General features: G+C 67.9%; 23 protein-coding genes. 6 read left to right on the forward strand and 17 right to left on the reverse strand.

The genetic code is table 11. The annotated features are described in order from the left end of the window. The first annotated feature begins 29 nt into the window (after nucleotides 1-29). From IHE46_RS08860 to IHE46_RS08880, 5 genes are all read left to right on the forward strand, one after another. Nucleotides 30-1418, forward strand: a complete 1389-nt coding sequence (locus IHE46_RS08860) for a DegQ family serine endoprotease (protein ID WP_192164270.1) — start codon at nucleotides 30-32, stop codon at nucleotides 1416-1418. Between the two features lie 214 nt (nucleotides 1419-1632). Next, nucleotides 1633-2847 (forward strand): substrate-binding domain-containing protein, encoded by a 1215-nt coding sequence (locus IHE46_RS08865; protein ID WP_192164271.1) that lies wholly within the window; start codon nucleotides 1633-1635, stop codon nucleotides 2845-2847. Nucleotides 2848-2871: 24 nt separating this feature from the next. Further along, complete coding sequence (locus tag IHE46_RS08870) at nucleotides 2872-3573, forward strand: HAD family hydrolase (protein ID WP_192164272.1); 702 nt, start codon at nucleotides 2872-2874, stop codon at nucleotides 3571-3573. Between the two features lie 173 nt (nucleotides 3574-3746). Then, complete coding sequence (locus tag IHE46_RS08875; RefSeq protein ID WP_192164273.1) at nucleotides 3747-5129, forward strand: leucyl aminopeptidase family protein; 1383 nt, start codon at nucleotides 3747-3749, stop codon at nucleotides 5127-5129. Nucleotides 5130-5370: 241 nt separating this feature from the next. After that, nucleotides 5371-7110 carry a M1 family metallopeptidase gene (locus IHE46_RS08880; RefSeq protein WP_192164274.1) on the forward strand — a complete coding sequence of 580 codons (1740 nt, stop codon included), beginning with the start codon at nucleotides 5371-5373 and terminating at the stop codon, nucleotides 7108-7110. Nucleotides 7111-7244: 134 nt separating this feature from the next. Here the strand turns inward: IHE46_RS08880 and IHE46_RS08885 are convergent, their stop codons facing one another. The 13 genes from IHE46_RS08885 to murJ all read right to left on the reverse strand — a co-directional run bounded on the left by IHE46_RS08885 (nucleotide 7245) and on the right by murJ (nucleotide 23136). Continuing rightward, a complete protein-coding gene (locus tag IHE46_RS08885; RefSeq protein ID WP_192164275.1) occupies nucleotides 7245-7853 on the reverse strand; it encodes a DUF4126 domain-containing protein in 609 nt (202 codons plus the stop codon). Nucleotides 7854-7973: 120 nt separating this feature from the next. Next, nucleotides 7974-10250, reverse strand: a complete 2277-nt coding sequence (locus IHE46_RS08890; protein WP_192164276.1) for a carboxy terminal-processing peptidase — start codon at nucleotides 10248-10250, stop codon at nucleotides 7974-7976. 8 nt (nucleotides 10251-10258) lie between these two features. Beyond that, nucleotides 10259-11269, reverse strand: a complete 1011-nt coding sequence (lipA, locus tag IHE46_RS08895; RefSeq protein WP_192164277.1) for a lipoyl synthase — start codon at nucleotides 11267-11269, stop codon at nucleotides 10259-10261. Further along, nucleotides 11266-11967 (reverse strand): lipoyl(octanoyl) transferase LipB, encoded by a 702-nt coding sequence (lipB, locus tag IHE46_RS08900; protein ID WP_192164599.1) that lies wholly within the window; start codon nucleotides 11965-11967, stop codon nucleotides 11266-11268. Before lipB ends, lipA begins: the two co-directional genes overlap by 4 nt. A 49-nt stretch (nucleotides 11968-12016) precedes the next feature. Next, nucleotides 12017-12307, reverse strand: a complete 291-nt coding sequence (locus tag IHE46_RS08905) for a DUF493 family protein (RefSeq protein ID WP_192164278.1) — start codon at nucleotides 12305-12307, stop codon at nucleotides 12017-12019. Further along, nucleotides 12307-13590, reverse strand: coding sequence for a D-alanyl-D-alanine carboxypeptidase family protein (locus tag IHE46_RS08910; protein ID WP_192164279.1), 1284 nt, complete (start codon nucleotides 13588-13590; stop codon nucleotides 12307-12309). Before IHE46_RS08910 ends, IHE46_RS08905 begins: the two co-directional genes overlap by 1 nt. Nucleotides 13591-13654: 64 nt before the next feature. Continuing rightward, complete coding sequence (locus IHE46_RS08915) at nucleotides 13655-14596, reverse strand: septal ring lytic transglycosylase RlpA family protein (protein ID WP_192164280.1); 942 nt, start codon at nucleotides 14594-14596, stop codon at nucleotides 13655-13657. Continuing rightward, the gene (gene mltB / locus IHE46_RS08920; protein ID WP_192164281.1) at nucleotides 14593-15612 is read right to left on the reverse strand and encodes a lytic murein transglycosylase B; all 1020 of its coding nucleotides are present in this window, start codon (nucleotides 15610-15612) and stop codon (nucleotides 14593-14595) included. Before mltB ends, IHE46_RS08915 begins: the two co-directional genes overlap by 4 nt. 127 nt (nucleotides 15613-15739) lie before the next feature. Then, nucleotides 15740-16684, reverse strand: a complete 945-nt coding sequence (ispH, locus tag IHE46_RS08925) for a 4-hydroxy-3-methylbut-2-enyl diphosphate reductase (RefSeq protein ID WP_192164282.1) — start codon at nucleotides 16682-16684, stop codon at nucleotides 15740-15742. A 66-nt stretch (nucleotides 16685-16750) separates the two neighbouring features. Continuing rightward, on the reverse strand, nucleotides 16751-17251 hold the full coding sequence (gene lspA, locus IHE46_RS08930; RefSeq protein WP_192164283.1) for a signal peptidase II: 501 nt from the start codon (nucleotides 17249-17251) through the stop codon (nucleotides 16751-16753). Nucleotides 17252-17402: 151 nt separating this feature from the next. Next, complete coding sequence (ileS, locus tag IHE46_RS08935) at nucleotides 17403-20264, reverse strand: isoleucine--tRNA ligase (protein ID WP_192164284.1); 2862 nt, start codon at nucleotides 20262-20264, stop codon at nucleotides 17403-17405. A gap of 180 nt (nucleotides 20265-20444) precedes the next feature. Beyond that, complete coding sequence (locus IHE46_RS08940) at nucleotides 20445-21398, reverse strand: bifunctional riboflavin kinase/FAD synthetase (RefSeq protein WP_192164285.1); 954 nt, start codon at nucleotides 21396-21398, stop codon at nucleotides 20445-20447. 130 nt (nucleotides 21399-21528) lie between these two features. Next, the gene (murJ, locus tag IHE46_RS08945; RefSeq protein ID WP_192164286.1) at nucleotides 21529-23136 is read right to left on the reverse strand and encodes a murein biosynthesis integral membrane protein MurJ; all 1608 of its coding nucleotides are present in this window, start codon (nucleotides 23134-23136) and stop codon (nucleotides 21529-21531) included. A 195-nt stretch (nucleotides 23137-23331) separates the two neighbouring features. Here murJ and rpsT point away from each other — a divergent pair, with 195 nt between their 5' ends. Beyond that, nucleotides 23332-23595 carry a 30S ribosomal protein S20 gene (gene rpsT / locus IHE46_RS08950; RefSeq protein WP_181301634.1) on the forward strand — a complete coding sequence of 88 codons (264 nt, stop codon included), beginning with the start codon at nucleotides 23332-23334 and terminating at the stop codon, nucleotides 23593-23595. Nucleotides 23596-23746: 151 nt separating this feature from the next. Here the strand turns inward: rpsT and IHE46_RS08955 are convergent, their stop codons facing one another. From IHE46_RS08955 to IHE46_RS08970, 4 genes are all read right to left on the reverse strand, one after another. Beyond that, nucleotides 23747-24070 (reverse strand): hypothetical protein, encoded by a 324-nt coding sequence (locus tag IHE46_RS08955; RefSeq protein ID WP_192164287.1) that lies wholly within the window; start codon nucleotides 24068-24070, stop codon nucleotides 23747-23749. Next, nucleotides 24067-24642: an RNA polymerase sigma factor gene (locus IHE46_RS08960; protein ID WP_192164288.1), complete on the reverse strand. Its 576-nt coding sequence runs from the start codon at nucleotides 24640-24642 to the stop codon at nucleotides 24067-24069. The genes IHE46_RS08955 and IHE46_RS08960 overlap by 4 nt, the downstream gene beginning before the upstream one ends. Beyond that, nucleotides 24635-25003, reverse strand: coding sequence for a DUF6249 domain-containing protein (locus tag IHE46_RS08965; protein ID WP_192164289.1), 369 nt, complete (start codon nucleotides 25001-25003; stop codon nucleotides 24635-24637). The genes IHE46_RS08960 and IHE46_RS08965 overlap by 8 nt, the downstream gene beginning before the upstream one ends. A 73-nt stretch (nucleotides 25004-25076) precedes the next feature. After that, the gene (locus tag IHE46_RS08970; protein ID WP_225562924.1) at nucleotides 25077-26600 is read right to left on the reverse strand and encodes a serine hydrolase domain-containing protein; all 1524 of its coding nucleotides are present in this window, start codon (nucleotides 26598-26600) and stop codon (nucleotides 25077-25079) included. Between the last annotated feature and the right edge of the window lie 10 nt (nucleotides 26601-26610).

Consider the following 26610-nt stretch of genomic DNA (forward strand, 5'->3'; position numbering starts at 1 on the left):
CGTTCACGCGCCCGGCAGGAGGAGCCCGCATGTCAGTCCGTCACCCACGTTTCCCGCTACGGATCGCCGGCGCCTGCGCGCTGCTGCTCGGCGTGGCCCTGCCCTGCGCCGGCCGCGCCACGATGCCGCCGGCCGTGGACGGCCAGCCGCTGCCCTCGCTGGCGCCGATGCTGGAACACGTGACGCCGGCGGTGGTGAACATATCCAGCAAGACGCGCGTGCAGGTGCGCAACCCCTACCTGGACGACCCGGTGTTCCGCCAGTTCTTCGGCCTGCCCGCGGTGCCGCGCGAACGGGTGGAGCAGAGCCTGGGCTCGGGTGTGATCGTGGACGCGGCCAAGGGCTACATCCTCACCAACAACCACGTGGTGGGCGGCGCCGACGACATCACGGTGACGTTGCAGGGCGGCCACACGTACAAGGCCACCCTGGTGGGCACCGATCCCGACACCGACGTGGCGGTGATCCGCATCAACGCGCCGAACCTGCAGGCGCTGCCGCTGGCCGACTCCTCCAAGCTGCGCGTGGGCGACTTCGTGGTGGCGGTGGGCGAACCGTTCGGGCTCAGCGAGACGGTGACCTCGGGCATCGTCTCCGCGCTGGGTCGTTCGGGGCTGAGCCAGTCGGGCTACCAGAACTTCATCCAGACCGATGCCTCGATCAACCCCGGCAACTCCGGCGGCGCGCTGGTGAACCTGCGCGGCGAACTGGTGGGCATCAACACCATGATCTTCTCGCCCTCGGGCGGCAACGTGGGCATCGGCTTCGCCATCCCCAGCAACCTCGCCGCCGGCGTGATGCAGCAACTGATCGCGCACGGCAAGGTGGCGCGCGGCACGCTGGGCGTGCAGTCGCAGGACATCACGCCGCGCATCGCGCAGCTGCTGGGCATCGCGCAGGACAAGGGCGTGGTGGTCACCGGCGTCGACGCGGGCTCGCCCGCGGAACAGGCCGGCCTGCAGCCCGGCGACGTGCTCACCGCGCTCGACGGCAAGCCGCTGCAGAACGTGAACGACCTGCGCAACGCGGAAGGCCTGCTGCCGGTGGGCAGCACGGTGAAGCTGGACGTGCTGCGCCAGGGCAAGCCGCGCGAAGTCAGCGCCACGCTGCGCCCGGAGCAGCTCGCCAGCATCGATGGCGCCAAGCTCGATCCGCGCCTCGCCGGCGTCACCTTCACCCAGCTCGACCAGAACCTGCGCAGCCAGGGCATGTACGGCGTCGCGGTTGGCACGGTGCGGCCGAACAGCCGCGCGGCCGTCGCAGGGCTGCATGCCGGCGACGTGGTGATCGGCGTGGGCAACGCGCGTATCTCCGATCTGCACATGCTGCGCGAGCTCGCCGGCGTGCAGCCGCGGCAGCTGGCGCTGGCGGTGGCCGACGACGACGGCACGCACTTCCACTACGTCATCGTTCAGTGAACGTTGCGTCCATGCGTCGACGCATGGACCACATCCGTGAACGGGAGCACCCCCGCGGACGGCCGTGCGTCACGCCGGCGCGGGCGTGCGCTTGATGTTTTCCGCCCAAGCCGTTGAAATATCCAGCGATCGTCCACGTTGTGCGCCGGCCGGGATCACGCGCCGCCACCCACATCCTTTCATCACCCAATTCCCGCCGGGGTATTCCGTCACCATGTCCGTTCGTGCTGTCCGCCTGTTGCCCGCGCTGCTGCTTGGCGCCCTCCTCGTCGCTCCCGCCTTCGCCGCGACGACGACGACGACCCACCACACCACCCGCCACAAGACCACCAGCAAGAGCAGCAAGACGCCTGCGCTGATCTGGCGCGGCGACGTCACCACCGGACAGGCGGTGGTGATCGACATCGAAAAGGAATGGGAGCACAGCGGCCATCCCCGCATCGAATCGCAGCCGTTCAACACCGCTTCGGGCATCGACGCGGTCGCCGCCGGCACCGCCGACCTCGCCGGCAGCGCACGCGGCAGCGACGGCAGCCCCGAGGACAGCCACCTCACCTTCACGCCGGTGGCCTGGGACGCACTGGTGATGATCACCAACCCTGCCAACCCGGTGCACAACCTCACCCTGCGCCAGCTGCACGAGATCTACTTCGGCAAGATCACCAACTGGAAAGACGTCGGCGGCAACGACGCGCCGATCGACCTGTACTCGGTGTTCAGCCCCAACGACGGCGTGGAATACAGCCTGCGCAGCCTGCTGTACGGGCACGGCGACCAGCAGATCTCCGCGCCGCGCCTGTACCTCAACACCAAGGCGCTGCAGGAAGGCATCGCGCTCAACCCGAACGGCCTGGGCCTGTCCACGCTGTCCAACGTGGTCGGCAACCCGAAGCTGCGCCCCATTCCGATCAACGGCGTGTCGGCCAGCCTGGCCACCGTCAGCGACGGCAGCTACCCGCTGTACATCGCGCTGTATCTGGTGAGCAACCCGAACAGCCCGCGGATCGCGGCGGCGAGGGAATTCATCGACTTCGTGCAGGGTGACAAGGCCAAGGAAATCCTGCGCAGCCACTCCGTGCTGCCGTTCCAGGACGGCATCGCGCTGGTGGCGAAGGACCAGGAGCGTCGCGACAAGATCTACGCCGAATCCATGGCCAGCACCGCCAAGGCACCGACCGCCGCACCGATCCTGCCGCCCGACGTCGCCCCGGTCCCTGCGCCGGCAACGCCTTCGGAGGCTCTGGCCACCGCTGCCAAGATCACCGCCGCCGCCAGCGACACATCCAAGACCTACACCGTGGTCAAGGGCGACACCCTGTCCGGCATCGCCAGCAAGCGCGGCGTGACAGTGGCCAACCTGCGCAGCTGGAACGACCTGAAGAACGACAACATCCGGTTGGGCCAGGTACTCAAGGTCAGCAGCAACTAAACGCGAGCCCGAGAGGCTCCGATCGTGCCGATCCGCGCTGTCACGCTCGATCTCGACGACACCCTGTGGCCGGTGCTGCCGGCGCTGGAACTCGCGGATCGGGCGGTGGACGACTACCTGCGCGAACACTGGCCCGACGTGGCCCGCGCATGGCCGATCCCGGCCATGCGCGAGCTGCGGGCACAGGTGGCCGAATCGCGGCCCGACCTCGCCCACGACTTCACTACCCAGCGCCGGCTCACCCAGCAGCACGTGTTCGCCTCCTGCGGCATCGCCGATGCGCCGCTGGACACGCTGTGGGAGATCTACTTCGCCGCGCGCAACGCGGTGGAGCCCTGGCCCGACAGCATCCCCGCGCTGCAGCGCCTCGCCGCACGCTGGCCGCTGGCCAGCCTCACCAACGGCAACGCCGACCTCGCGCGCACCGGCGTGCAGATGCATTTCGCCCACCATGTCTGCTCGCGCGACGTGGGTGCGGCCAAACCCGATCCGCGCATCTTCCATGCCGCCGTCGCGCAGTTCGGCATGGCCGCGCACGAAGTGCTGCACGTGGGCGACGATCCCCACCTCGACGTGATCGGCGCACGCCGCGCCGGCCTGCATGCGGCATGGATCAATCGCCACGATGAAGCGTGGCCCGCCGAACTCGGCGAAGCGCCGGAGCTCGCCTTCCGCGACCTGTCCGAACTGGCCGACTGGCTGGAAGCCCAAGGGGCCGCGCGGTAACGGACGCTCGCTTCAAGCGAGCATTGCACGACGCACGTGCCCGCCAGCCGCGCCGCGGTGAAACGCTCCACTCCGGATATTTCCGTTGTCGGCACCGCACCACGGCGTGACCGCACGGCGGCATCGGCGCATCATTGGGGTTTGCGCAATCCGTACGCCACGCGAGGCCACCCATGTCCGCCCTGCTCGACCGCTCTGCCGTCCCCCGCAACCTCGTTGCCATCGAAGCCACCGACGGCCGCCGGCTCGCCGCCACGCGGAAACGGTTGAACGGAGCGCAGCGCCGCTGGCTGGACGCGAACGGTTTCGACGCGAAACCCGGCAGCACGCTGCTGCTCGCCGACGCGCAGGGCAAGTTCGTGCGCGTGCTGGTCGGCGTGGACGCGGCCGATCCGCTGGCTGCGCTCGCCGCGCTGCCGATGGCATTGCCGGAAGGTACGTACCGGATGGCCGACGAGGGCGTGGCGCTGGATCCCGTGCACGCCGCACTGGGCTGGGCGCTCGGCGCCTACCAGTTCACCCGCTACCGCAAGGCGAAACGCGCGCCGGCCACGCTGGCCGTGGACGCCGCCACGCTGGCCGTCGTGCAGCCGCTGGTCGAAGCCACCGCGCTGGTGCGCGACCTGGTCAACACGCCCACCGAGGACATGGGACCCGAACAGCTCGGCAAGGCGATCAAGCACCTCGGCAAGGCGCACAAGGCCAAGGTGCGCGACTGGGTGGGCGACGAACTGCTGAAGGCGAACTTCCCCACCATCCATGCCGTGGGTCGCGCCAGCCATCGCGAACCGCGGCTGATCGAGCTGAGCTGGGGCAAGTCGGATCACCCGAAGCTGGTGATCGTGGGCAAGGGTGTGTGCTTCGATACCGGCGGCCTCGACCTCAAGCCTTCCGACGGCATGCGCTGGATGAAGAAAGACATGGGCGGCGCCGCGCATGCGATCGCGCTAGCCGGACTGGTGATGCAGGCGCAGCTGCCGGTGCGCCTCACCCTGCTGGTGCCCGCGGTGGAGAACGCGGTGAGCGGCAACGCGCTGCGCCCCGGCGAAGTCGTCGTCACCCGCGCCGGCCACAGCGTAGAGATCGACAACACCGACGCCGAAGGCCGCCTGGTGCTGTGCGACGCGCTGGCCTACGGCGCCGAGCAGCAGCCCGAACTCATCGTCGACTTCGCCACGCTCACCGGCGCCGCGCGCGTGGCGCTCGGACCAGACCTGCCTGCGCTGTTCGGCAACGACGACACGCTGGCCGATGCCGCACTGGCCGCGGGCAAGGCCGTGGGCGATCCGCTGTGGCGGCTGCCGCTGTGGCGTCCTTACCGCAAGATGCTGGACTCCTATCTCGCCGACTTCGCCAACGCGGGTCCCTCGCGTCATGCCGGTGCGATCACCGCGGCGCTCTATCTCGAACGCTTCGTGCCCGAGGGTCTGCCGTGGCTGCACCTGGACACCTATGCGTGGAACGATGGAGACCGCCCCGGGCGGCCGCGCGGAGGCGAGGCGATGGGGCTGAGGGCGCTGTTCGCGCTGCTGCAGCAGCGGTACGGGAAGCGCTGAGCCTCGGGGGCTTCCTCGCCTTCGCTGTTGCGCTTGCGCGTGACTGCCTGAGCTCTTGGGCTCGGGCCTGGGACTGGTTTCAGGCCACGCGCGGACCCGGACGCCGGCAGGCGGGCGAAACCGCTCCGTGGCTCGCCAACGGTATTCGACAAAAAGCCGCCCGACGCATGACTTCCGGCGATGTCACACCCAGGCGCAAAGTGGCATGGTGCGAGGTTGAACTCCCACAGAGGAATCGCCCATGCGCCCCACCCTGCTCGCGCTCGGCCTCGCCCTTGGCTTGGGCGGCACGGCCTTCGCCCACGCCGACACCACGCCGCCGTCGCAACCGCCGCTCACCGCGCTGACCAAGGACTCCGGCACGCCGGAGCCGGCCGAACAGAAGCGCGTGCATTTCGACCACGCCGAGCTGCACATCGCGGTGCATCCCGACACGCAGAGCATCGACGGCAAGGCCACGCTCACCTTCAGCGCGCTGGAAGCCACCGACGTGTTGATGGTGGACCTGGACCGCAACCTGCCGGTAAGTGCGATCAGCGTGGACGGCCACGCGCTGGCCGCCAGTGCATGGAGCAATCCGGAAGGCCGCCTGCGCATCCAGCTGCCGCAAGCCGTGGCCAAGGGCAGCAAGGTCAGCGCCACCATCACCTACGGCGGCAAGCCGCACGTGGCGAAGAAGGCGCCGTGGGACGGCGGCTTCGTGTGGAGCCATACCAAGGATGGTCAGCCCTGGGTCGGCAGCGCGGTGGAAGGCGAAGGCTGCGACCTGTTCTGGCCCTGCGTGGACCAGCCCGACGGCAAGCCGGACCTCGTCGACCTCTACGTAAACGTGCCCAAGCCGCTGGTGGCACCGGGCAACGGCGTGCTGGTCGGCGTCAGCGACGAGGGCAGCACCAGCACCTACCACTGGCGCGCGAAGCATCCCACCACCTACGCCATCTCGATCAACGTGGGCCCGTACAAGGAGCTCACCGGCGAGTACAAAAGCCGCTACGGCAACACCATCCCGTTGCAGTACTGGTACATGAGCGGCGAGGAGAAGCAGGCCAAGGCATTGTTCGCCGAGTTCCCGCGTATGCTGGAATTCTTCGAGGCGAAGGTCGGCCCCTACCCCTGGGGCGACGAGAAGATGGGCGTGGTGGAAACCCCGTACGAGGGCATGGAGCACCAGACCATCAACGCCTATGGCAACAACTACGCGAAGGACGGCACCGGCTTCGACTGGCTGCTGCAGCACGAGTTCTCGCACGAGTGGTTCGGCAACCAGATGACCAACGCCAACTGGGACGACATGTGGCTGCACGAGGGCTTCGCCACCCTGATGCAGCCGCTGTATGCGCAATACCTCGACGGCGATGCCGAGTACTACGCCTGGATCAACCGCCTGCGCATGATGATCGCGAACCGCTATCCGGTGGTGTCCGGCACGCAGCGCACCGAGGAGGCGGTGTACGACGAAAGCCGCGGCGGCCCCGGCCAGGACATCTACAACAAGGGCGCGCTGATGCTGCAGACCCTGCAGCACCTGATCGGCGACAAGGCTTTTTACGACAGCACCCGCGAGCTGGTGTACGGCCGGCCCGATCCGAAGCCCGGCAACTTCCAGCCGCAGTACCGCACCACCGCCGACTTCATGCGCATCGTGAACCAGGTCACCGGCAAGAATTACGACTGGTTCTTCAAGGTCTACCTGTACCAGGCCGCGCTGCCGAAGCTGGACGTGCAGCGCCACGGCGACACGCTGGACCTCACTTGGCAGGCGCCGGACAAGCTGCCGTTCCCGATGCCGGTGGAGGTGCAAGTGGACGACACCGTGCATACCGTGGCGATGGACGGTGGCCACGGCAGCCTGGCCGTGCCGGCCAGCGCACTGGTGACGATCGACCCGCACTCGGTGCTGCTGCGCGACGAGCCGCGCATCACCGAGTTCCAGCAATGGATGAAGCAGCAGCGCGCGCAGCACAAGGGTGCGAAGCAGTGATGCTGCGGGGAGCGCGTCCGGGGTACGAATGCGCTGGCGCATGCAGGCCAGAGAGAACGCACGCCGGATGCATTCCCGCCGAACACCAGCGATGAGCTGAAGGGCGGCTGCGCGGAACGGCAGCCGCCAAACGATCAGTCTGCGCCGGAGAGGAAACCACCGATCCGGCGCAGCCGCTGCCCCAACGTGCGCAGACCGCGCAGCAGCTTCGGCAGCAGCCAGCACAGCAGCAGTACGAACAGGGCCAACAGCACCAGCATGGCCAGCGGGTGATGCCACATCAGGTAGAGACCGCCCACCCAGGTGAGATCCTCGCCGGCGCTCGCCGTCCAGTTGCTCAGCGGTTCGGGCGAGGTGTTGATCAGCGCGCGTCCGCCCGTCTTGGCGAGGTGGGTGCCGGCGGTGAGCGCGCCGCCCAGCAGGGCCGCCGCCACCTGCGTGCCCGCTCCCGAGTCCTTGAACACACCCCACGCCAGCAACATGCCCACGGGAATGCGCACGAAGGTGTGTATCGCGTCCCACACGCTGTCGAACGCCGGAATCTTGTCGGCAAGGAATTCGCCCAGCGCCAGCACACCGGACACCACCAGTACCCAGGTGTCGGTGAGCATCGCCAGTCCGGGCGGCAAATGCACCCACCCCAGCCGCCCCAGCATGCCGGCGACGAATACGGTGGCGTAGAGGCGGAAGCCGCTGGCCCAGGCCAGGCCGCCGGCCAGCGCGATGTTCGACAGCGGATCCATGGCGATGCTCCCTGCGAGGGTAGCGACACGCTCGCGCAGCACCGCCGCGAGGTCAAGTCGCGCACATGAAAACGAGCAGGGGCGCCGAAGCGCCCCTGCTTGTCGAACCTGGCCGCTATCTCAGTGCGCGGCGGTGGCGGAAGCCGGCGCTGCCGGGCCGGCCGCCGAACTCGCCGCGGCAGTCTTGCCTGCGCCGGCCAGCACGGTGCCCAGGTAAGTGCTGCCGGGCGGCAGGATTTCCGCAGCCGCCTTCGGGCCGGACTTCAGCATGTCGACTTCGTCGGACACGATGTGCGCAGCCTCGCGCAGCTGGGCGTCGGGCGCGTCCTTGGCGTCCTTCTGCTGCTGCAGCTCGCTCTTCAGGCTGCGCTCGCCGGGATCGAGGCCGTCGTCCAGCGCACCGTCCTGGTCCTTGAGGTAGGCATCGCTGCCGTCGATCGCCTTCTGGCGATCGCGGAAGCTGGCCTGCAGCGCATCCTGCTGCTTGCGCTCGGCTTCGCGCTTGGCGAAGTTCAGCGACACCGAGGTCTGGTTGCGCATGGTCAGGTATTGCTTCAGCTCGTCCATCATCAGCTGCCATCCCGCCGACTTGGCCACGCGGGCATCGTGCTCGCCCTGCAGCTGCGCCACGTAGGCCTTCACGTCGCCTTCGGTCTTGTAGTCGGCAGCGGGGATGTGCGTCCACGGCAGCGCGTTGTCGTAGGTGGACTCGCCGAAGTCCTTGGCGTCGCCGTTCTTCGGGAACTCGATGTCCGGCGTCACGCCCTTGATCTGGGTGGAGCCGCCGTTGATGCGGAAGAACTCCTGCACCGTCATCTTCAGCTCGCCGTACTGCGGCTTGCCGTCGGGGTTCTGGCTGAAGCGGTCGAGGTCGATCAGCGTCTGCACCGTGCCCTTGCCGAAGGTGGGCGTGCCGATGATGATGCCGCGACCGTAATCCTGGATCGCCGCCGAGAAGATTTCCGAGGCCGAGGCCGTGCCGCGGTTCACCATCACCGCCAGCGGGCCGTCCCACAGCGGCGTGGTGTTGTCGGCGCCCTGCACGTCCACCTGGCCGCGCGCGTCGCGCACCTGCACCACCGGGCCCTTGCCGGTGAACAGGCCGGTCATCGAATCCGCCTCGGTGAGCGCACCGCCGCCGTTGCTGCGCAGGTCCACGATGATGCCCTGCACGCCGGCCGTCTTGAGTTCGCCGATCAGCTTCGCCACGTCGCGGGTGGCGCTGCGGAAATCCTTGTCGCCTTCGCTGCGCGCGCCGAAGTCGGAGTAGAAGCTCGGCAGGTCGATCACACCGATCTTGCGCACGACGTCGCCGTCCTTGACGTCGATGATCTTCTTCTTGGCCGCGCTCTCTTCGATGTTGACCTTCTTGCGCACGAGGCTGATGACCTCGTGCTTGCCGTCGGGACCGGCATCGGCGGGCAGCACTTCCAGCCGCACCGTGGTGTCCTTCTTGCCGCGGATCAGGTTCACCACGTCGTCGATGCGCCAGCCGATCACGTCGGTGAACGGGCCGCTGTCGCCCTGGCCCACGCCGAGGATGCGGTCACCGGGCTTGAGCTTGCCGGACTTGTCCGCCGGACCGCCGGGAACCAGGCTGAAGACGATGGTGTAGTCGTCGCGCGACTGCAGCTGCGCGCCGATGCCTTCCAGCGAGAGCTTCATCTGAATCGCGAAATCCTCGGCCGCACGCGGGCTGAGGTAGTCGGTGTGCGGGTCGGTGGTGTTGGCGTAGGCGGTCATGAAGGACTGGAAGGCATCCTCGCCGTCCAGCTGCTTCACGCGCTCGATGTAGTTGGAGTAGCGCTTGCTCAGCGTCTTGCGAATATCGTCGTCGCTCTTGCCCGCGAGCTTGAGGCGCAGCCAGTCGTTCATGGTGCGCTTGCGCCAGAGGTCGTCCAGCGCCGCGTCGTCCTTGGCCCAGGTGGCGTCCTTGCGGTCGTACTGGTAGGTCTCGTCGCCGTTGAAGTCGAAGCCGCCCTGGAGCAGGTTGCGCGCGTAGGTCATGCGCTGCACGGCGCGCTGCAGGAACTTGTTGTAGATGTCGAAGGGCGCCGTGAGGTCCTGGTTCCAAATCGCATCGTCCAGCTTGGTCTGGTCCGGGGCGAACTGGTCCATGTCCTGCTGGGTGAAGAACACCTTGTCCGGATCCAGCAGCTTGATGTAAGCCTTGTAGATCTTCTGCGACATCGCATCGTCCAGCGGCTGCGCGTCGTAGTGGAAGCGGGTGAGGAAGCGCGCGGAAAGCTGCGCCGCCTGCTCCTGCGTCGCGGTGGGCTTGAGCGGCCACACGGCGGCTTTGCGGTTGCCGCCGGCGCCGAGGTCGGCGGCGGATTGCGCGAACGCGCAGGTGACGGTCAAACCCAGCAGCAGGGCCAGTGCGGGACGAAAGGTCATGGGGATTCTCAAGCCTGGTCAGTGACGCCGGCCGCATGGGCCTGCAGGTCGGCGTGATAGGACGAGCGCACCAGCGGGCCGGAGGCGACGTGATGGAAGCCCATCGCCTCGCCTTCCTTGCGCAGGTCGTCGAATTCTTCGGGCGTCCAATAGCGCACCACCGGGTGATGGTGCGGCGTGGGCTGCAGGTACTGGCCGATGGTGATCATCTCGACGTCGTGCGCACGCAGGTCGCGCATCGTCTCGATCACCTGCTCGCGCGTCTCGCCCAGACCCAGCATGATGCCGGACTTGGTGGGCACCTCGGGATGCTGCGCCTTGAAGCGCTTGAGCAGGTCCAGCGACCACTGGTAGTCGGCGCCCGGACGCACTTCGCGATACAGGTGCGGCACGGTTTCCAGGTTGTGGTTGAACACGTCCGGCGGGAAATCCTTGAGCACTTCCAGCGCTCGCTCCATGCGGCCCTTGCCGCGGAAGTCGGGCGTGAGGATTTCGATCTTGATGTCGGGGCTGGCGTGGCGCGTCGCGCGGATGCACGCGGCGAAATGCTCGGCGCCGCCGTCGCGCAGGTCGTCGCGGTCCACCGAGGTGATGACCACGTACTTCAGCCGCATGTCGCGGATGGTCTCGGCCAGGCGCGCCGGCTCCAGCGGATCGGGCGCGGCCGGGCGGCCATGTGCCACGTCGCAGAACGAGCAGCGGCGCGTGCACACCTCGCCGAGGATCATGAAGGTGGCGGTGCCCTTGCTGAAGCACTCGTGGATGTTCGGGCACGAGGCTTCCTCGCACACCGTCACCAGCGAGTTCTCGCGCAGGCGCGACTTCAGCTGCTGCACCGCATTGCCCTGCGGCAGGCGCACGCGGATCCAGCTGGGCTTGCGCAGCGTCGGCACGGCGGCGTCGAAACCCGCGCGGTTCAGTGCGATCTTGTCGTTGCCCAGCTGCTTTTCGCCCGCGGGTGCGCCGCTGACGACGCTGATCGGGATGGACTTGGCGGGTGATGCGGAAACGTCGCTCATGCGGACTCGCGTGCGGGCAACTCGGGAATGACGGGAGCGGCCGGTTCGGCGCGGAAACCGAACTGGCGGCAGAACTCTTCCACCAGCACGTCTTCCACCGTCGCCAGCCGCGACGGACCACCCAAGTCTAGCACCTGGGTCACCGCCAAACCCTTGTAGCCGCAAGGGTTGATGCGGTGGAAGGGTTCTAGGTTCATGTTCACGTTGAAGGCCAGGCCGTGGAAACTGCAGCCGCGGCGCACGCGCAGGCCCAGCGCGGCCACCTTGGCCTCGGCCACGTAGACGCCCGGGGCGCCTTCGCGGCGCTCGGCGACGATGTTCCAGTGCGCCAGCGTATCGATGAGGGCCTGCTCGATCTTGTTGACCAGCTCGCGCACGCCCACGCCGGCGCGGCGCAGGTCGATCAGCGGGTAGCCCACGATCTGGCCGGGGCCGTGGTAGGTCACCTGGCCGCCGCGGTCCACCGGCACCACCGGAATATCGCCGGGCGCCAGCACGTGCTCCATCTTGCCGGCCTGGCCCAGGGTGAACACCGGGTCGTGCTCCAGCAGCCAGAACTCGTCCACCGTGTCGGCGGTGCGGTTGTCGGTGAACGCGCTCATCGACTTCCACGTCGCCGCGTAGGGCTGGCGGCCGAGGTGGCGGATCTTGAGCGGCAGAGACATGGCGGAACCTGGCGGAGCGTGAATGGAAGAGATGCGGCCGTTCGACGGAAAGCCAAGGGCGGCACCGAGGCCGCCCGGCCGGTCACAGCGTGTATCGGATGTCCGGATCCGCACGCAGCGCCGCATGCGCGCTGTCGTACTGCTCGCGGCTGTCGCAGCGGAAGCTGACGGTGACGGAGACGTAGTTGCCGCCGCCGGAATGGCGGTGCCGCACGGTTTCGTGCAGCACGTGCAAGCCGGCACGTTCGAGCAGCTGCGGCACGCGCGTGGCCAGGTCGGCATCGGCCTTGCCCACCGCGGTGATTTCGAATTCACCGGGGAACTGGAAGCCCTTGCCTTCCTTCTTCGCCTGGCTGAAGTCGATCTCGTGCATCACTTGGCACTCGCTGCGGCGGCCGGCGCAGGTGCGGCGGCCACATCGGTCTTCTTGCTACCGTGGAACCACAGCAGGATCGAATCCCACAGGCGCGAGAAGAAGCCGCCCTGCGGCGCATCGTCCAGCGCGACCAGCGGCACGTTCTGGACCGGCTGGCCGTCCATGGTGATGCGCAGCGTGCCCACCTGCTGCCCCTTCTTGAACGGCGCGATCAGGGTGGCGGGGATGTCCATCGCGGCCTTGAGCTTGTCGTACTGGCCGGTCTTCACCGTCACCAGCACGTCGGCGGCCACGCCCAGCGGCAGCGTGTTGCTCTGCCCCTTCCACAGACGCGGGCTGACCAGCGGCTTGCCGGCGTCGTACAGCTTGTGCGTCTCGTAGAAACGGAAACCGTAGTTGAGCAGCGCGATCGCCGCGTCGGCGCGGCCCTTGTTGGTGCTGGACCCCAGCACCACCGCGATCATGCGCTGGTCGCCACGCTTGGCCGAGGCATCGAGGCAGAAGCCGGCGGCGGCGGTGTGGCCGGTCTTGATGCCGTCCACGGTGGCGTCGCGCCACAGCAGCTCATTGCGGTTCTGCTGCTTGATGCCGTTCCACTCGTACTCCTTGATCGCGGAGATCGCGTAGTCGGTGGGGAAGTCGCGGATCAGTGCGCGCGAAAGGATCGCGATGTCGTGCGCGGTGGAATAGTGGTCGTCCACCGGATAACCCGACGCATTCACGTAATGCGTGTTCACCATGCCGAGCTGCTTGGCGTAGGCGTTCATCAGGTTGGCGAACGCATCCTCGGAACCGGCGGTGTGCTCGGCCAGCGCGATCGCCGCATCGTTGCCGGACTGCACGATCATGCCCTTGAGCAGGTCCTCCAGCGGCACCTGGCTGTTGAGCTTCAGGAAGCTGGTGGAACCGTCGGTGCCGGCGCCGCCGGAACGCCAGGCGTGTTCGCTGATGGTCACGGAGTCGTTCGCATGCACGCGGCCGTTGGCGATCTCGGCGGAGACCACGTAGTCGGTCATCACCTTGGTCAGCGAGGCCGGCGCGCGGCGGTCGTCGGGATTCTTCGAGGCGAGGATCTGGCCGGTGGCGTAATCCATCAGCACCCAGCTCTGCGCGTCCACGTCCGGCGGCGGCGGTACCGGCATCGGCGCCACCACCGGATTCGGCACGCCGGTGGGATGCGGCGGCGTGGCCGTGGGGTGCGGCGGCGTCTGCGCGAAGGCGGTGCCGGCAACCAATACGGCGGCGGCGAACGGGGTCAGGATGCGGCGGAGAAAACTCATCGTGTGTGCTGTCCGGATGCTGGCTGGGCGGCGCCCGCAGGCGCAGCCAATGAAAAAACGGGCGTCAGTTTACCGCGACCTTGGGCCGCGGCAGCCCCATACCCTCGATGCGGTCGGTCACGGTGTCAGCGCGATCCACGCTGTCCAGCGGCCCCACGCGCACGCGATGGATGGTGCGGTCGTTGATCTGAACCTGTTCGACCTGTACCGGCGCGAAATTGGCCTGACGCAGCTGCGCGGCCACCCGCTCCGCATTGGCCGGATCGGAGAACGCCCCCACCTGCAGGTAGATGCCCGGCGATCCGCCATGCGTTGTGACCGGCGCGGGCGGCGGGGGTTCCCGGTCGGGCGCGGACGGGTCGATGCCCTGCACCTCGACCAGCCCGGTGCCCTTGGGCCAGATGCCGATGCGCACCGCCGCCGCGTAGGACAGGTCGATGATGCGGTTCTCGTGGAACGGCCCGCGGTCGTTGATGCGCACGATCACGCTCTTGCCGTTCGAGAGATTGGTCACCCGCGCGTAGCTCGGCAGCGGCAGCACCTTGCTCGCGGCGGTGAACTTGTACATGTCGTAGTCCTCGAGGCTCGAGGTCTTGTAACCGTGGAACTTGTTGCCGTAGAACGAGGCGATGCCGCGCTCGTCGTAGCCGCTCGCGCTGGGCAGCACGCTGTAGGTCTGTCCCAGCACGGAATAAGGCGACTTGTTGCCGTATAGCGAGCGCGGCTCCGCCTTCGGCACCGGCTCGGGCAAGCTGTAGATGTAGGACGGCGGTGCACCGGTGGGCGAGCTGTCGCTGCTGTCGCCGTAGCGCCGGTCCTGCGGCAGGCTGGTGTCGTCGCCGCGATGGAACCAGCCGTGGTGCGTGGTGCCCTGCGGCGCGGCTGCGGCGCCCGCCGGCTCCGGCCCGGGCTCCGATCCCGGCCGCGTGGCCTTGTGACCGCCGCAGGCCGTCAGCGCCGATACCGCCGCCAGCAGCGACAGGCCGCGCCACCACCGTATTCTCATTGCACGCCGCCCGCTGCATCCGCGTCGTGCACGCCGTCGACGATCGCCTGCGCCAGCTGGTTCACCGCCATCGCGTACATCGGGCTGCGGTTGTAGGTGGTGATCACCTGGAAGTTGTTGAAGGTGAACCACTGCTCTGGGCCGCCGGCACCGGCCAGCGTCAGCAGGCTGGTCGGCTCGCCCGGATTCAGGTGCTGGAACGGCGCATAGCCCCAGGCTTCCAGCTGCTCCAGCGGCCACTGCGGCTTCGCCTGCCAGTCCCCCAGTGGTCGGGCCGCGCCATCCGCCTGCGCGCGCGCCGCCACCGGGCCACCCGTGACCCAGCCGTGTTTCGCGAAGTAGTTCGCCACGCTGGCAAGGATGTCGGGCAGCGAATTCATCAGGTCGATATGGCCGTCGCCGTCTTCATCCACGCCGTAGTCGCGGATGCTGTCGGGCATGAACTGGCCCCAGCCCTGGGCACCGGCGTAGGAACCGGTGAGCGTGTCCAGCGGGCCGGCGAGCTGGTTGTCCGGCAGCTCCAGCAGGGTCTTCAGCTGCTGGCGGAAATAGGGCGCGCGCTTCGGGTAGTAGAAGCCCAGCGTCACCAGCGCATCGAGCACTTTGTAACGCCCGGTGACGCGGCCGTAGAACGTCTCCACGCCGATGATCGCCACGATGTACTGCGGCTCCACGCCGTACTGCTTGCCGATGCGGTCCAGCAGGTCGCGATGCGCGCGATAGAACGCCACGCCGTCGTCGATGCGCTTCTGGGTCATGAAGATCGGTCGGTACGCGCTCCACGGCTTGGATTCGGCCGGGCGATTCATCGCGTCGAGGATGCTTTGCTGCATCTTCGCGTGATCGAGCAGCGCGTTGAGCGCGAGCGGATCCTTGCCGGTATCCTTCGCCACCTCCCGCACCAGGGCGGACTGGCCGGGATGCGTATCGGCGAATGCCGGCAACGACGCGACGAACGACAGCAGGACAAGCGGAAACAGGCTGCGGAGACGGCGCGGCGCGGCATTCACGGGCATGGTTCGATCGACTTCGGCAAGGCTGCGCCGAAGCGTAACACGCGCGGATACGTCATCTGTCGGGCATGGCCGGCGCCGATGGCGACAGCCATCTTTTCCGCCGGAATCCCGCCGCGCCGACGCCCGATCAACCCGTGGACAGGCGCAGTTCCTTGGGCAGGGCGAAGGTGATGTTCTCCGGCTCGCCGTCCAGCTCGCGCACCGCACCGGCGCCCCAGGACTGCAAGCGCGTGATCACGTCGCGCACCAGCTTCTCGGGCGCGGAGGCGCCGGCGGTGAGGCCGATGCGCTGCACGCCGTCCAGCCATTCGCGCTGGATGTGTTCGGCGCCGTCGATCAGGTAGGCGCGCACGCCCTGCTTCTCGGCCAGCTCGCGCAGGCGGTTGGAGTTGGAGCTGTTGACCGAGCCGACCACCAGCATCAGGTCCACCGCGTCGGCCAGGCGGCGCACGGCGTCCTGGCGGTTCTGCGTGGCGTAGCAGATGTCGTCCTTGCGCGGCCCCTCGATGTCGGAGAACTTCTCGCGCAGCGCCGCGATGATGGCCTTGGTGTCGTCCACCGACAGCGTGGTCTGGGTGACGTAGGACAGCAGGTGCGGGAACTTCGGCGCCATCGCGGCCACGTCCTCCACCGACTCCACCAGCAGGATCTCGCCGCTGTTGGCGGGGTTCCATTGGCCCATGGTGCCTTCCACCTCGGGGTGGCCGGCATGGCCGATCAGCACCACGCTGCGGCCCACGCGGCCCAGCCGCGCCACTTCCATATGCACCTTGGTGACCAGCGGGCAGGTGGCGTCGAACACCTTGAGGGCACGTTCGTCGGCCTCCTCGCGCACGGCCTTGGAAACGCCGTGGGCGCTGAAGATCACGGTGGCGCCATCGGGCACCTCGTGCAGTTCTTCCACGAACACCGCGCCGTCGTGGCGCAGCTTGTCCACCACGTAGCGGTTGTGCACCACTTCGTGGCGCACGTAGATCGGCGCGCCGTAGGCTTCCAGCGCACGCTCGACGATAGCGATGGCGCGGTCCACGCCGGCGCAGAAACCGCGGGGATTGGCGAGCAGGATGTCCATAGTGAAAACCGTGACGTTGAAATCACTGCGGGAGCGCACCGGATGCGTCCCGCAGGCAGGCCGCGATTATCGCACGCCGCCCTGCTCCTTCCCGCCGAACAGGCCGAACGCCACCAGCAGCACGGCGCCCACGGTGATGCCGCAGTCGGCGAGGTTGAACACCGGGTAGTGCCAGTCGCGGTAATACACGTCGATGAAGTCGGTGACCTGGGCTGCGTGCAGGCGGTCGATCAGGTTGCCGATGGCGCCGCCGACGATCAGCGAAAGCGGCAGCGCGGTACGCCAGTCCCGCCGCGCGGTGCGTGCGAGCCAGGCCACCAGCACCGCGCTGATGACCAGCGCCAGCACCACGAACAGCCAGCGCTGCCAGCCGCCGGCCCAGGTGAGGAAGCTGAAGGCCGCGCCCCGGTTGTAGATCAGCGTCCAGTTCAGGAACCCGGGAATCACCGGATGCGGCACGCCCTCCGGTTGCAGCGCGGCCAGCGCCCACCACTTGCTCAGCTGGTCGAGGGCGATGACGAAGGCGGAAAGCAGCAGCCAGGGCAGTGCGTTGGGTTTGGTGCTCATGCAGTGACTCTCGCGGTGGATTTCCTTCTCCCTCCGGGAGAAGGTGCCCGGCAGGGCGGATGAGGGTTCGGACTCATATCAGCGCCTCAGTGCGCTTCAGTAAGTACCGAGCCCTCACCCTCTCCCGACGGGAAAAGGGCTTCACTAAGCGTCAGAACCAGCGGCGCGTTTCGCCCGGCCCGTCCACATTGTCCACGCAGCGGCCGCAAAGTTCCGGATGTTCGGCATGGCTGCCCACGTCGTCGCGGCGATGCCAGCAGCGCACGCACTTGGCGGCGCCGCTTACGCTGGCCGATACCCATGCATGGGCGCCGTCCAGCTCCACCGCTTCCGCGCCTTCGGGCTGGGCTTCAGCAGTGACGAGCTTCGCGTCCGAGGTGATGAAGAAGAAGCGCAGCTCGTCCACCGCCTCGGCGTAGCGCGCCACCGTGGCCGCGTCGGCGTGGATCGCCAGCTTCGCCTCCAGCGCCGCACCGATCTGCTCGGCCTTGCGCATGCCTTCAAGCACCCGTGCGGCGCTGTCGCGGATCGCCAAGAGATCGGCCCACCAGCGGCGCTGCTCGGGCGAAGCCTGCGTGGCAGCCAGGCCGTCGTACCAGGTCTCGAACAGCACGCTCTCACCACGCTGGCCGGGCAGCGCCTGCCAGATCTCTTCCGTGGTGAACCCGAGGATGGGCGCCAGCCAGCGCACCAGCGCCTCGGCGATGCGGTACATCGCGCTCTGCGCGCTGCGCCGGCCGTGGCTGTCGGTGGGCATCGTGTAGAGGCGGTCCTTGGTGATGTCGAGGTAGAGCGCACCCATCTCGTTGGTGCAGAAGTTCTGCACGCGCGCCACCACTTCGGGAAAGTCGTAGCGCTCGTAGGCGGCGACCACCGCCTGCTGCACGTCGTAGGCCTGCTGCACCGCCCACTGGTCGAGCGGCAGGCTGTCTGCAACCGCAACCAGGTGCTTCGCGGGATCGAAGCCGTCGAGGTTGCCGAGCAGGAAGCGCGCGGTGTTGCGCAGTCGGCGGTAGCCGTCCGACACGCGCTTGAGGATCTCGTCGGAGACGCTCATCTCGTTGCGGTAGTCGGCCGAGGCCACCCACAGGCGCAACACGTCGGCGCCCAGTGTGTCCATCACCTTCTGCGGCGCCACCACGTTGCCCAGCGACTTGGACATCTTGCGGCCCGAGGCGTCCACAGTGAAGCCGTGGGTGAGCACGTCGTCGTAGGGCGCACGGCCGTGGATCGCCGCCGAGGTGAGCAGCGAGGACTGGAACCAGCCGCGATGCTGGTCGGAACCTTCGAGGTACATCACCTTGTACTGCGACGCGCTGCCCTGCTGCAGTTCGGGGCGCTGGCCGATCACGCCGAAATGGGTGACGCCGGAGTCGAACCACACGTCGAGCACGTCGGTGACCTTGTCGTAGTCCTTGGCCTGGTCGCCCAACAGGTCGGCGGGATCGAGGTCGTACCACGCGTCGATACCGCCCTGCTCCATGCGCTTGGCTACTTGTTCCATCAGCGCCACGGAATCGGCATGCGGCTCCTGCGTCGCCTTGTGCACGAACAGCGCGATCGGCACGCCCCAGGTGCGCTGGCGGCTGATGCACCAGTCGGGACGACCGGCCACCATGCCGGCGATGCGTTCCTCGCCCCAGCCCGGCACCCAGCGCACGTCCTTGATCGACTTCAACGCCGTGGCGCGCAAGCCGGCCTGTTCCATGCCGATGAACCACTGCGGCGTAGCGCGGAAGATCACCGGCGTCTTGTGGCGCCAGCAATTCGGGTAACTGTGCTCGATCTTCGCGTGCGCCAGCAGCACGCCGCGCGCGCGCAGCAGCTCGACGATGGCGTCGTTGGCCTTCCACACGTGCATGCCGGCCAGGTCCAGCCCGTCGACTTTCGGCGTGTCGTCGCGGTAGGTGCCGCGCGCGCCGATGTAGTTGAGCAGGCCGATGCCGTTCTCGCGGCCGACCACGAAGTCCTCCACGCCGTGGTCGGGCGAGGTATGCACCGCACCGGTACCGTCTTCGGCGCTGACGTGCTCGCCGAGGATCACCGGCACGATGCGCTCGTAGAACGGGTGGCGCAGCTGCACGCCGTTGAGCGCGGCGCCGGTGACGTGACCCAGCAGCTTGGGCGATTCGACGCCGTAGCGCGCCAGCGCCTTCTCCACCAGCGCGGCGGCGATCACCAGCAGCACGCGCTTGCCGTTGCGCGCCGGGCCTTCGACCAGGGCGTATTCGAGTTCCGCACCCAGCGACACCGCCTGGCTTTCCGGCAGCGTCCAGGGCGTGGTGGTCCAGATCGGCACCGCGACGATGGCATCACCTGCATCTGCGCCGAACTTGGCGGCCAGCGCCGCAGGATCGACCGCGTCGTAGGCCACGTCCACCGCCGGCGAGACCTTGTCGCCGTACTCGATCTCCGCCTCGGCCAGCGCCGAGCCGCAGTCGAAGCACCAGTACACCGGCTTGGCGCCGCGCACCACATGGCCGTTGGCGACGATGCGCGACAGCGCGCGCACCATGTCGGCCTCGTACTTGAAGTCCATCGTGCGGTACGGGTTTTCCCAGTCGCCCAGCACGCCCAGGCGCTTGAAGCCGGCGCGCTGGGTGTCGATCTGCTCGGCGGCGTATTCGCGGCACTTCTGGCGGAACGCGCGGGCGTCGAGCTTCTCGCCCGGCTTGCCGTGCTGCTTCTCCACCGCGATCTCGATCGGCAGGCCATGGCAGTCCCAACCCGGTACGTAAGGCGCGCGGTGGCCGGCGAGCAGCTTGGAGCGCACCACCATGTCCTTGAGGATCTTGTTGACCGCGTGGCCGATGTGGATCGCGCCGTTCGCATAGGGCGGGCCATCGTGGAGCACGAAGGCCTTGTCGCGGCCGGCGGTCTTCGCCTGGATCTGCGCATAGCGCCCGACCCGCTCCCACTCGGCCAGCCAGCCCGGCTCGCGCTTGGGCAGGTCGCCGCGCATCGGGAATTCCGTCTGCGGCAGGTTGATCGTGCTCTTGTAGTCGGTGCTCATCGCTTCGGGTGCCTCTTCAGTCCCGCCCCGAAGCCGCCCGGCCCGGAGCGCTGTTGTACCGCCCACCGCGCGCGGCGGCAGGCGCTCGCGCTGCGGGCGGATGCCTTCAAATAATAATGATCGCCGCGACGGCGCTGGCGCGCCCGCGGACGGAATGCGGCAGGTTGGGCTTGCGGTTGCTCATGCGCGGGCCAGTACCGGATTCATGCCCAGGATCTGCCGGGCCGAATGCGCATCATGATTCATCTGCGCCTTCAGCGCATCCAGGCCGTCGAATTTCTGCTCGTCGCGCAGCTTGGCGACGAACTCCACCGCCATGCGCCGCCCGTAGAGGTCGCCCTCGAAATCGAACAGGTGGGTCTCCAGCAGCGGCCGGCTGACCTGGTTCACCGTGGGGCGCACGCCCAGACTGGCCACGCCCGGCCAGCTGCACTCGCCCTCGCCCAGCCCGACGCGCACGGCGAAGATGCCTTGCACCGGGCTGATCCGCTCGCGCAGATGCACGTTGGCGGTGGGGAAGCCCAGCGTGCGGCCGAGCTGGTTGCCGTATTCCACCTTGCCTTCGATCACGAACGGACGGCCGAGCAAGGGGGTGGCGGCGGCAAAATTGCCCGCGCCCAGCAACTGGCGCACGCGGCTGGCGGAGACACGGGCGCCATCCAACAGGATCGACGGCATCACGCAGCCCGCGAAGCCGGCCTTTTCGCCCAGTTCGCGCAGCAGGGCCACGTCGCCTTCGCGCTTGTGTCCGAAGCGGAAGTCCGCGCCCACCCACACTTCTTTGGCGGCCAGGCGCTCGACCAGGATGCGCTGCACGAAGTCCCGGGCGGACATCGCCGCCAGTTCGGCATTGAAGCGCAGCATGTGCACCTGCTCGAAACCCGCCGCCGCAAAGCCGAGCAGCTTTTCGCGCACGCTGGAAAGGCGGGGCAGCGGCTCGGCCGAGAAGTAGGTCCGTGGCAGCGGTTCGAACGTCACCACGGCCGCCGCGCAGCCCAGGGAGCGGGCACGGCGCTGCACTTGCGCAAACAGGGCCTGGTGGCCCCGATGCAGGCCGTCGAACGCACCGATCGCCACCACGCTGCCGTTGGGCGCCAGGCAGGAGCCTGCGATATCGCGGGAAAGTTTCGTCATCGCGGCAGTATATCGGGCCGCTCCCGGTCACGCCCCGATGGCGCATGACTTTTGTGAAGAGTGCAGCTATGGAGGCCTGCCTCCTGATCTTCGCGACCAGGGAGGATCGCCTCCATGAAGCAGACCGCCCTCACACGGCCCGCAGATCCCGCATCCTCAAGCCGGCCGCAAACAGCGTCGCCACGTACGCCACCCCGCCCGCCGCCACCAGCACGCCGAGACGCCAGACGCGGGTGAAGGTGGCGACATGGTCCCAGTCCGGCCAGAGCCAGCGACCCGCCGCCAGCACCAGCACCATCGCCGCGCAGGCCAGCGCCAGCCGCGTCCAGTGGCGCAGCCAGCCCGGCTGGCGCCGGTAGACGCCGGTGCGCCTCAGCCAGTGCCACAGCAGCACGAAGTTGAGATAGCTGGACAGCGAGCTGGCGATGCCCAGCGCCAGGTGCAGCCCCGGCACCTGCGCGATGCCGGCCATCCAGCCGGCCTGCCGCGCCGCCGGCGTCGCCCACATCTCGAACAGCATCACGATGAACACGCCGTTGAACAGCATGTTCGTCACCATCGCCGCCACGCCGGCGCGCACCGGGGTCCGGGTGTCCTGCCGCGCATAGAACGCGGGCAGCAGCACCTTCACCAGCGCGAAGGCCGGCAGGCCGCAGGACAGCGCGAGGATGGACAGCGTGGACATCTGCGTGTCGAACGCATTGAAGCGCCCATGCTGGAACAGCGTGCTGATGATGGGCCCGCTCAGCAGCAGCAGCGCGCACATCGCCGGCACCGAGATCAGCAGGGTGAGGCGGAGGCCCCAGTCCAGCGCGCGCGAAAAACCCTCGCGATCCGTGTTCACGTGATGGCGCGACAGCGACGGCAGCACCACCGAACCCAGCGCCACGCCGAACACGCCCAGCGGCAGTTCGAGGAAACGGGTAGACAGCGATAGCCAGCTCTGCGAGCCGGTGATCAGCAGCGAGGCGATCACCGTGTCCAGCAGCAGGTTGATCTGCGCCACCGAGGAGCCGAATAGCGTAGGCACCATCAGCTTGAGGATGCGCCGCACTTCAGGGTGGCGCCAGCCCCAGCGCGGCGACACCAGCAGGTCGAGCCTGCGCAGCGACGGCAATAGGAACAGCAACTGCAGGATGCCCGCCGCCAGCACCGCCCAGCCCATCGCCATGATCGGCACCGCCAGCCGCTTCGACAGCCATAGCGCGCCCGCGATCATGCAGACGTTGAGGATCACCGGCGCCAGCGCCGGCAACGCGAAGCGATGGAAACTGTTGAGCACGCCCCCGGCAAGTGCGGTCAGCGACACGAAGAACAGGAACGGGAACGTCAGTCGCAGCAAATCGATCGTGAGGTCGAACTTGTGCGGCTGGTTCAACGCGCCCGGCTCGAACAGCGTCGCCACCTGCGGCGCGAAGATCAGCCCCAGCGCGGTCACCAGCAGCACCACCGCGCCCAGCGTGCCCGAGACGCGCGCCATCAGCGCCTTCAGGTCCTCGTGCGTGCCCTTCTCCTTCACCTCGGTGAACACCGGCACGAACGCCGTGGAGAACGAGCCCTCGGCGAACAACCGGCGCATGAAGTTGGGAATGCGGAACGCCACCCAGAACGCGTCGGTGACGGCATTGGCGCCGAACACCACGTTGAGCGACATGTCCCGGACCAGGCCGAGCACGCGCGATATCATCGTCATGCTGCTGAACGAGAGCAGCCCGCGGAACATGCTGGGGGACTTCATCCGGTAAGGAATCCTGGATAGTGCGGGCAATGGGCGCACAGTCTGCCAGCCGGCGCGGGCAAGATCACCGGCGGATCATGGCCGAATGCGGGCAATGTCGCCGCCCCGACCGCCTAAATGCTTGACGCGTGAGCGAATCACCCGCATAATTCGCCTCTTTCTCCAACCTGCAACCCGCGATTCGGGAGTTTTACCTTGGCCAACATCAAGTCCGCGAAGAAGCGTGCGCGCCAGTCCGAGCAGCGCCGCCTGCGCAACATCAGCGCCCGTTCCATGGTGCGCACCGCGCTGAAGAAGGTCGTCAAGGCCATCGAGTCCAAGGACAAGGCAGCCGCCGTGGAAGCCTTCGCCGCCGCTCAGCCGGTGATGGATCGCTACGCCTCGCGTGGCCTGATCCACAAGAACAAGGCCGCTCGCCACAAGAGCCGCCTGAACGCGAAGATCCGCGAACTGGCGTAAGCCACTCGCTTCGCGCGTCACGAAAAAAGCCGGCTGATGCCGGCTTTTTTTGCGTCCGTCGATTCTGCCGGCCGCCCATCGGTCGCCACTGGCGCGGGGCCAGGATCGCTTAAGGCGATCTCCCTGCCCGCACGCCCGAACTTATTGCGGGTCAGCGCGCATCCGCTTCGGCCATGCTCCACCAGCACGCCAGCAGCGACATGCCGGCCGCCGCCAGCAGCAGCGCAGCCGCCGGTGCCGACCATGCGCCATGCAGCCAGTCGTGCAGGCCGGCACCCAGCAAGGACGAATGCAGCAGGCTCAGCCCGCAACCCGCCGCTCCAACCAGAACGCCGCTCCACAACGGCCACGCGGCACGGCGGGGACGCGGCGGCAACTGCTGCATAAGCTTTTCGCTGAAGCCCGCATCGGGCACGGGGCCTTCGAAGCTCCGGCGCAGCAATGCCTCGATCTCGTCGTCATGCAGATCGCTCATGATGTCCGCTCCTCACCAGTGGATTCTTGCCAGGCCGAAAGCCAGGCCTTGAGTTTCGCCTTGCCGCGCAGCGCATGGGTCTTCACCGTGCCCAGCGGCATCGCCAGCACATAGGAGGCCTCTTCGTGGCTGAGGCCAAGCTGCACGCAATGCAACAGTACCGCCTGCTCGGCGGCGGACAGGCGCCGCATCGCACGCTCGACGTCCAGCTGCAGGTCGACCGGCTGCGGCGCTGCCGGAAACCGTTCGAGTTCGCCCTCCCCGGCTTCGTCCGCGACCCACGCCCGCTTGCGCAATGCCTGCAGGAAACAGCTGTAGGCGATGCGGTAGAGCCAGGTGGAGAAACGCGACTCGCCGCGGAACTGGTCCAGCTTGCGCCACGCCAGCAGGAAGGTTTCCTGCGCCAGGTCGTCGGCCGTGGCCTCGTCGCCGTGCAGCAGTCGACGCAGCTGGGCGCGCACCATGCCCTGATGGCGGCGCAGCAGCTGCTCGAACGCCCTGCGGTCCTGGTCCAGCAGGGCGCGCGCCACCAGGGCCTGGTCGACGCGCGCCTCGGCATCGCCGTCAGTCATGCCGGCTTTCGCGCCGGTTCAACCACCAGCTGGCGAGATAGCCCAGGCCGGTCATCAGGGGCAGCAGGCCCAGCCCCCACAGACTGCCGATGCTACGGCCGCTGTCGAGCTGACCCGGCAACGCAAGCAGCATCCCCATCAACCCCAGGCCGATGCTGATCAGCACCAGCGCACGGCGCCGTTCGCAATAGGCCACCTGCGGTTCCACCAGCAGTTGCGGCGGCAACTCCACGCCCTTGTCGGCCAGTTGCATCAGGGTGCGGTAGCGCGCCTGCGTCTGCAGATAGCGGTAGCGCAGCAGGATCAGGACGATGAGGACCGGAGCCGACATCACTACGAAGGGAATGAAAAGGAATTCCATGGGTTTGCTCCAGCAGGTGTATCGAGCCGTACGGCCTTGATGACGGGTGATTGAACGACGCGCTTTCCGGAACTCAGTTCTTGGCGCCTTCGGCGGCTAGCAGATCAGCGATCTGTTCGGCCAGCAACCAGTGCTGCGAAAGCCCTTCGTTGCTGGTCAGGGCCACGGCCGCGCCGGTTTCCGAGATCATCTCCAGGTCCGCCGTGGTGCCTTCGATGCCGCCCTGGTGCCCGCGGATATGACGGCCGTGCGAGAGCCGCTCGTCGATGCCGGCGCCAATGGCACCGGGGCCGCCTTCATTCGGCACTTCGTCGTCGGACATCTTCGCCAGCGTCGCGGGCTTGAGCAGCTTGCCGCCGTGCAGGGCCGTGGCGAACCGCAACAGGTCGGCATTGGTGGAATAACCGCCGCCCGCGGGACTGCCCTTGTAGACGCCCAGCACCCAGTTGGCCTTCCACTTGCGGGAAAACGCCCCGTCGTCGTGGTAGTAGCCGACCGCCAGCCCGGGCACGATCTCGTCCTCGCTGTCGAAGCCGCTGGACGCCATGTGCGCGGGCTCGAAGATGTGATGCTGGATGTAGTCGAAATAGCTTTCGCCGGAGACGTTCTCGATGATGCGGCCAAGCAGGACGTAGCCGGCGTTGCTGTAGCTCAGCCCCTTGCCCGGCTCGCCCACTTTGGGCTGGCGGGCGATCAATCCCAGGTAGTCCGCCGGATTGACGTAACGCTGGGCGTGCTCGAAATAATCCGGCACCATGAAATCGCCCAGGCCCGAGGTGTGGTGCAGCAGCTCCCACACGGTGATCTTCTTCGCCGTCGCCTGGTCGGGATACTCCGGCACCCGCTCCGCCAGCGTGTCGTCCCACGACAGCTTGCCGGCCTCGACCAGCTGCGCGATGGCGACCGCGGTGAACATCTTGCCGACCGAGCCGACATGGAACTTCGTCTGGTGATCGACCGGCACGTTGAAGCTGCGGTCGGCCAGGCCGCGGCATTCGTCGAACACGGTCTCGCCGCCATCGAGCACGGTCACGCAACCGGAGAAGTCGGACACGCTCACCAGCCGGTCCAGCACGGCGTGTATCTGTTTTCCCAGCTCCGCGTGCGACACCGGCCCCTTGGGCCAGTCGGCAAAAAGCGGATTGTCCATCCCGACCAGGTGCACCTGCGCGAACTGGCCGGGATGCGCCGGGTCGGCGATCAGCCAGAACAGGCCGGCCTGCGCGTTGCGTCGTCCCTTGACGGCGACTTCGAGCAGCCCCGGCTGGTGCGGGTCCGTGCGCACGTCGAACACGTCCACGCCGCCTTCGTCGCGCACGGCCGAAACCAGGCCGGCAATGAAGTCCGTCTTGTCGTCAGGGTCGACGGACGCCGACAGGATGCCGGGAGCCCACTGGCGGATCTGCGCCGGATTGTCGGCGTCGATATGCCGCACCAGCGTGGCGGCGAGCTTTCCGACCGGCGTGTCGGGCAGCGTGGGGTTCATGGCCGGGGTCGCCGCCATGGCCACGGGCATGCCTGCCGCGCAGGCCAGGGCGAAAGCCAGCAAACGCAGCCGCGTCCTGGGCGAACGGGCATGGATGGGGTGGTTCCTCATTGCGCTCTCC

Source organism: Rhodanobacter sp. DHG33 (assembly GCF_014843005.1).
Lineage (GTDB): Bacteria > Pseudomonadota > Gammaproteobacteria > Xanthomonadales > Rhodanobacteraceae > Rhodanobacter_A.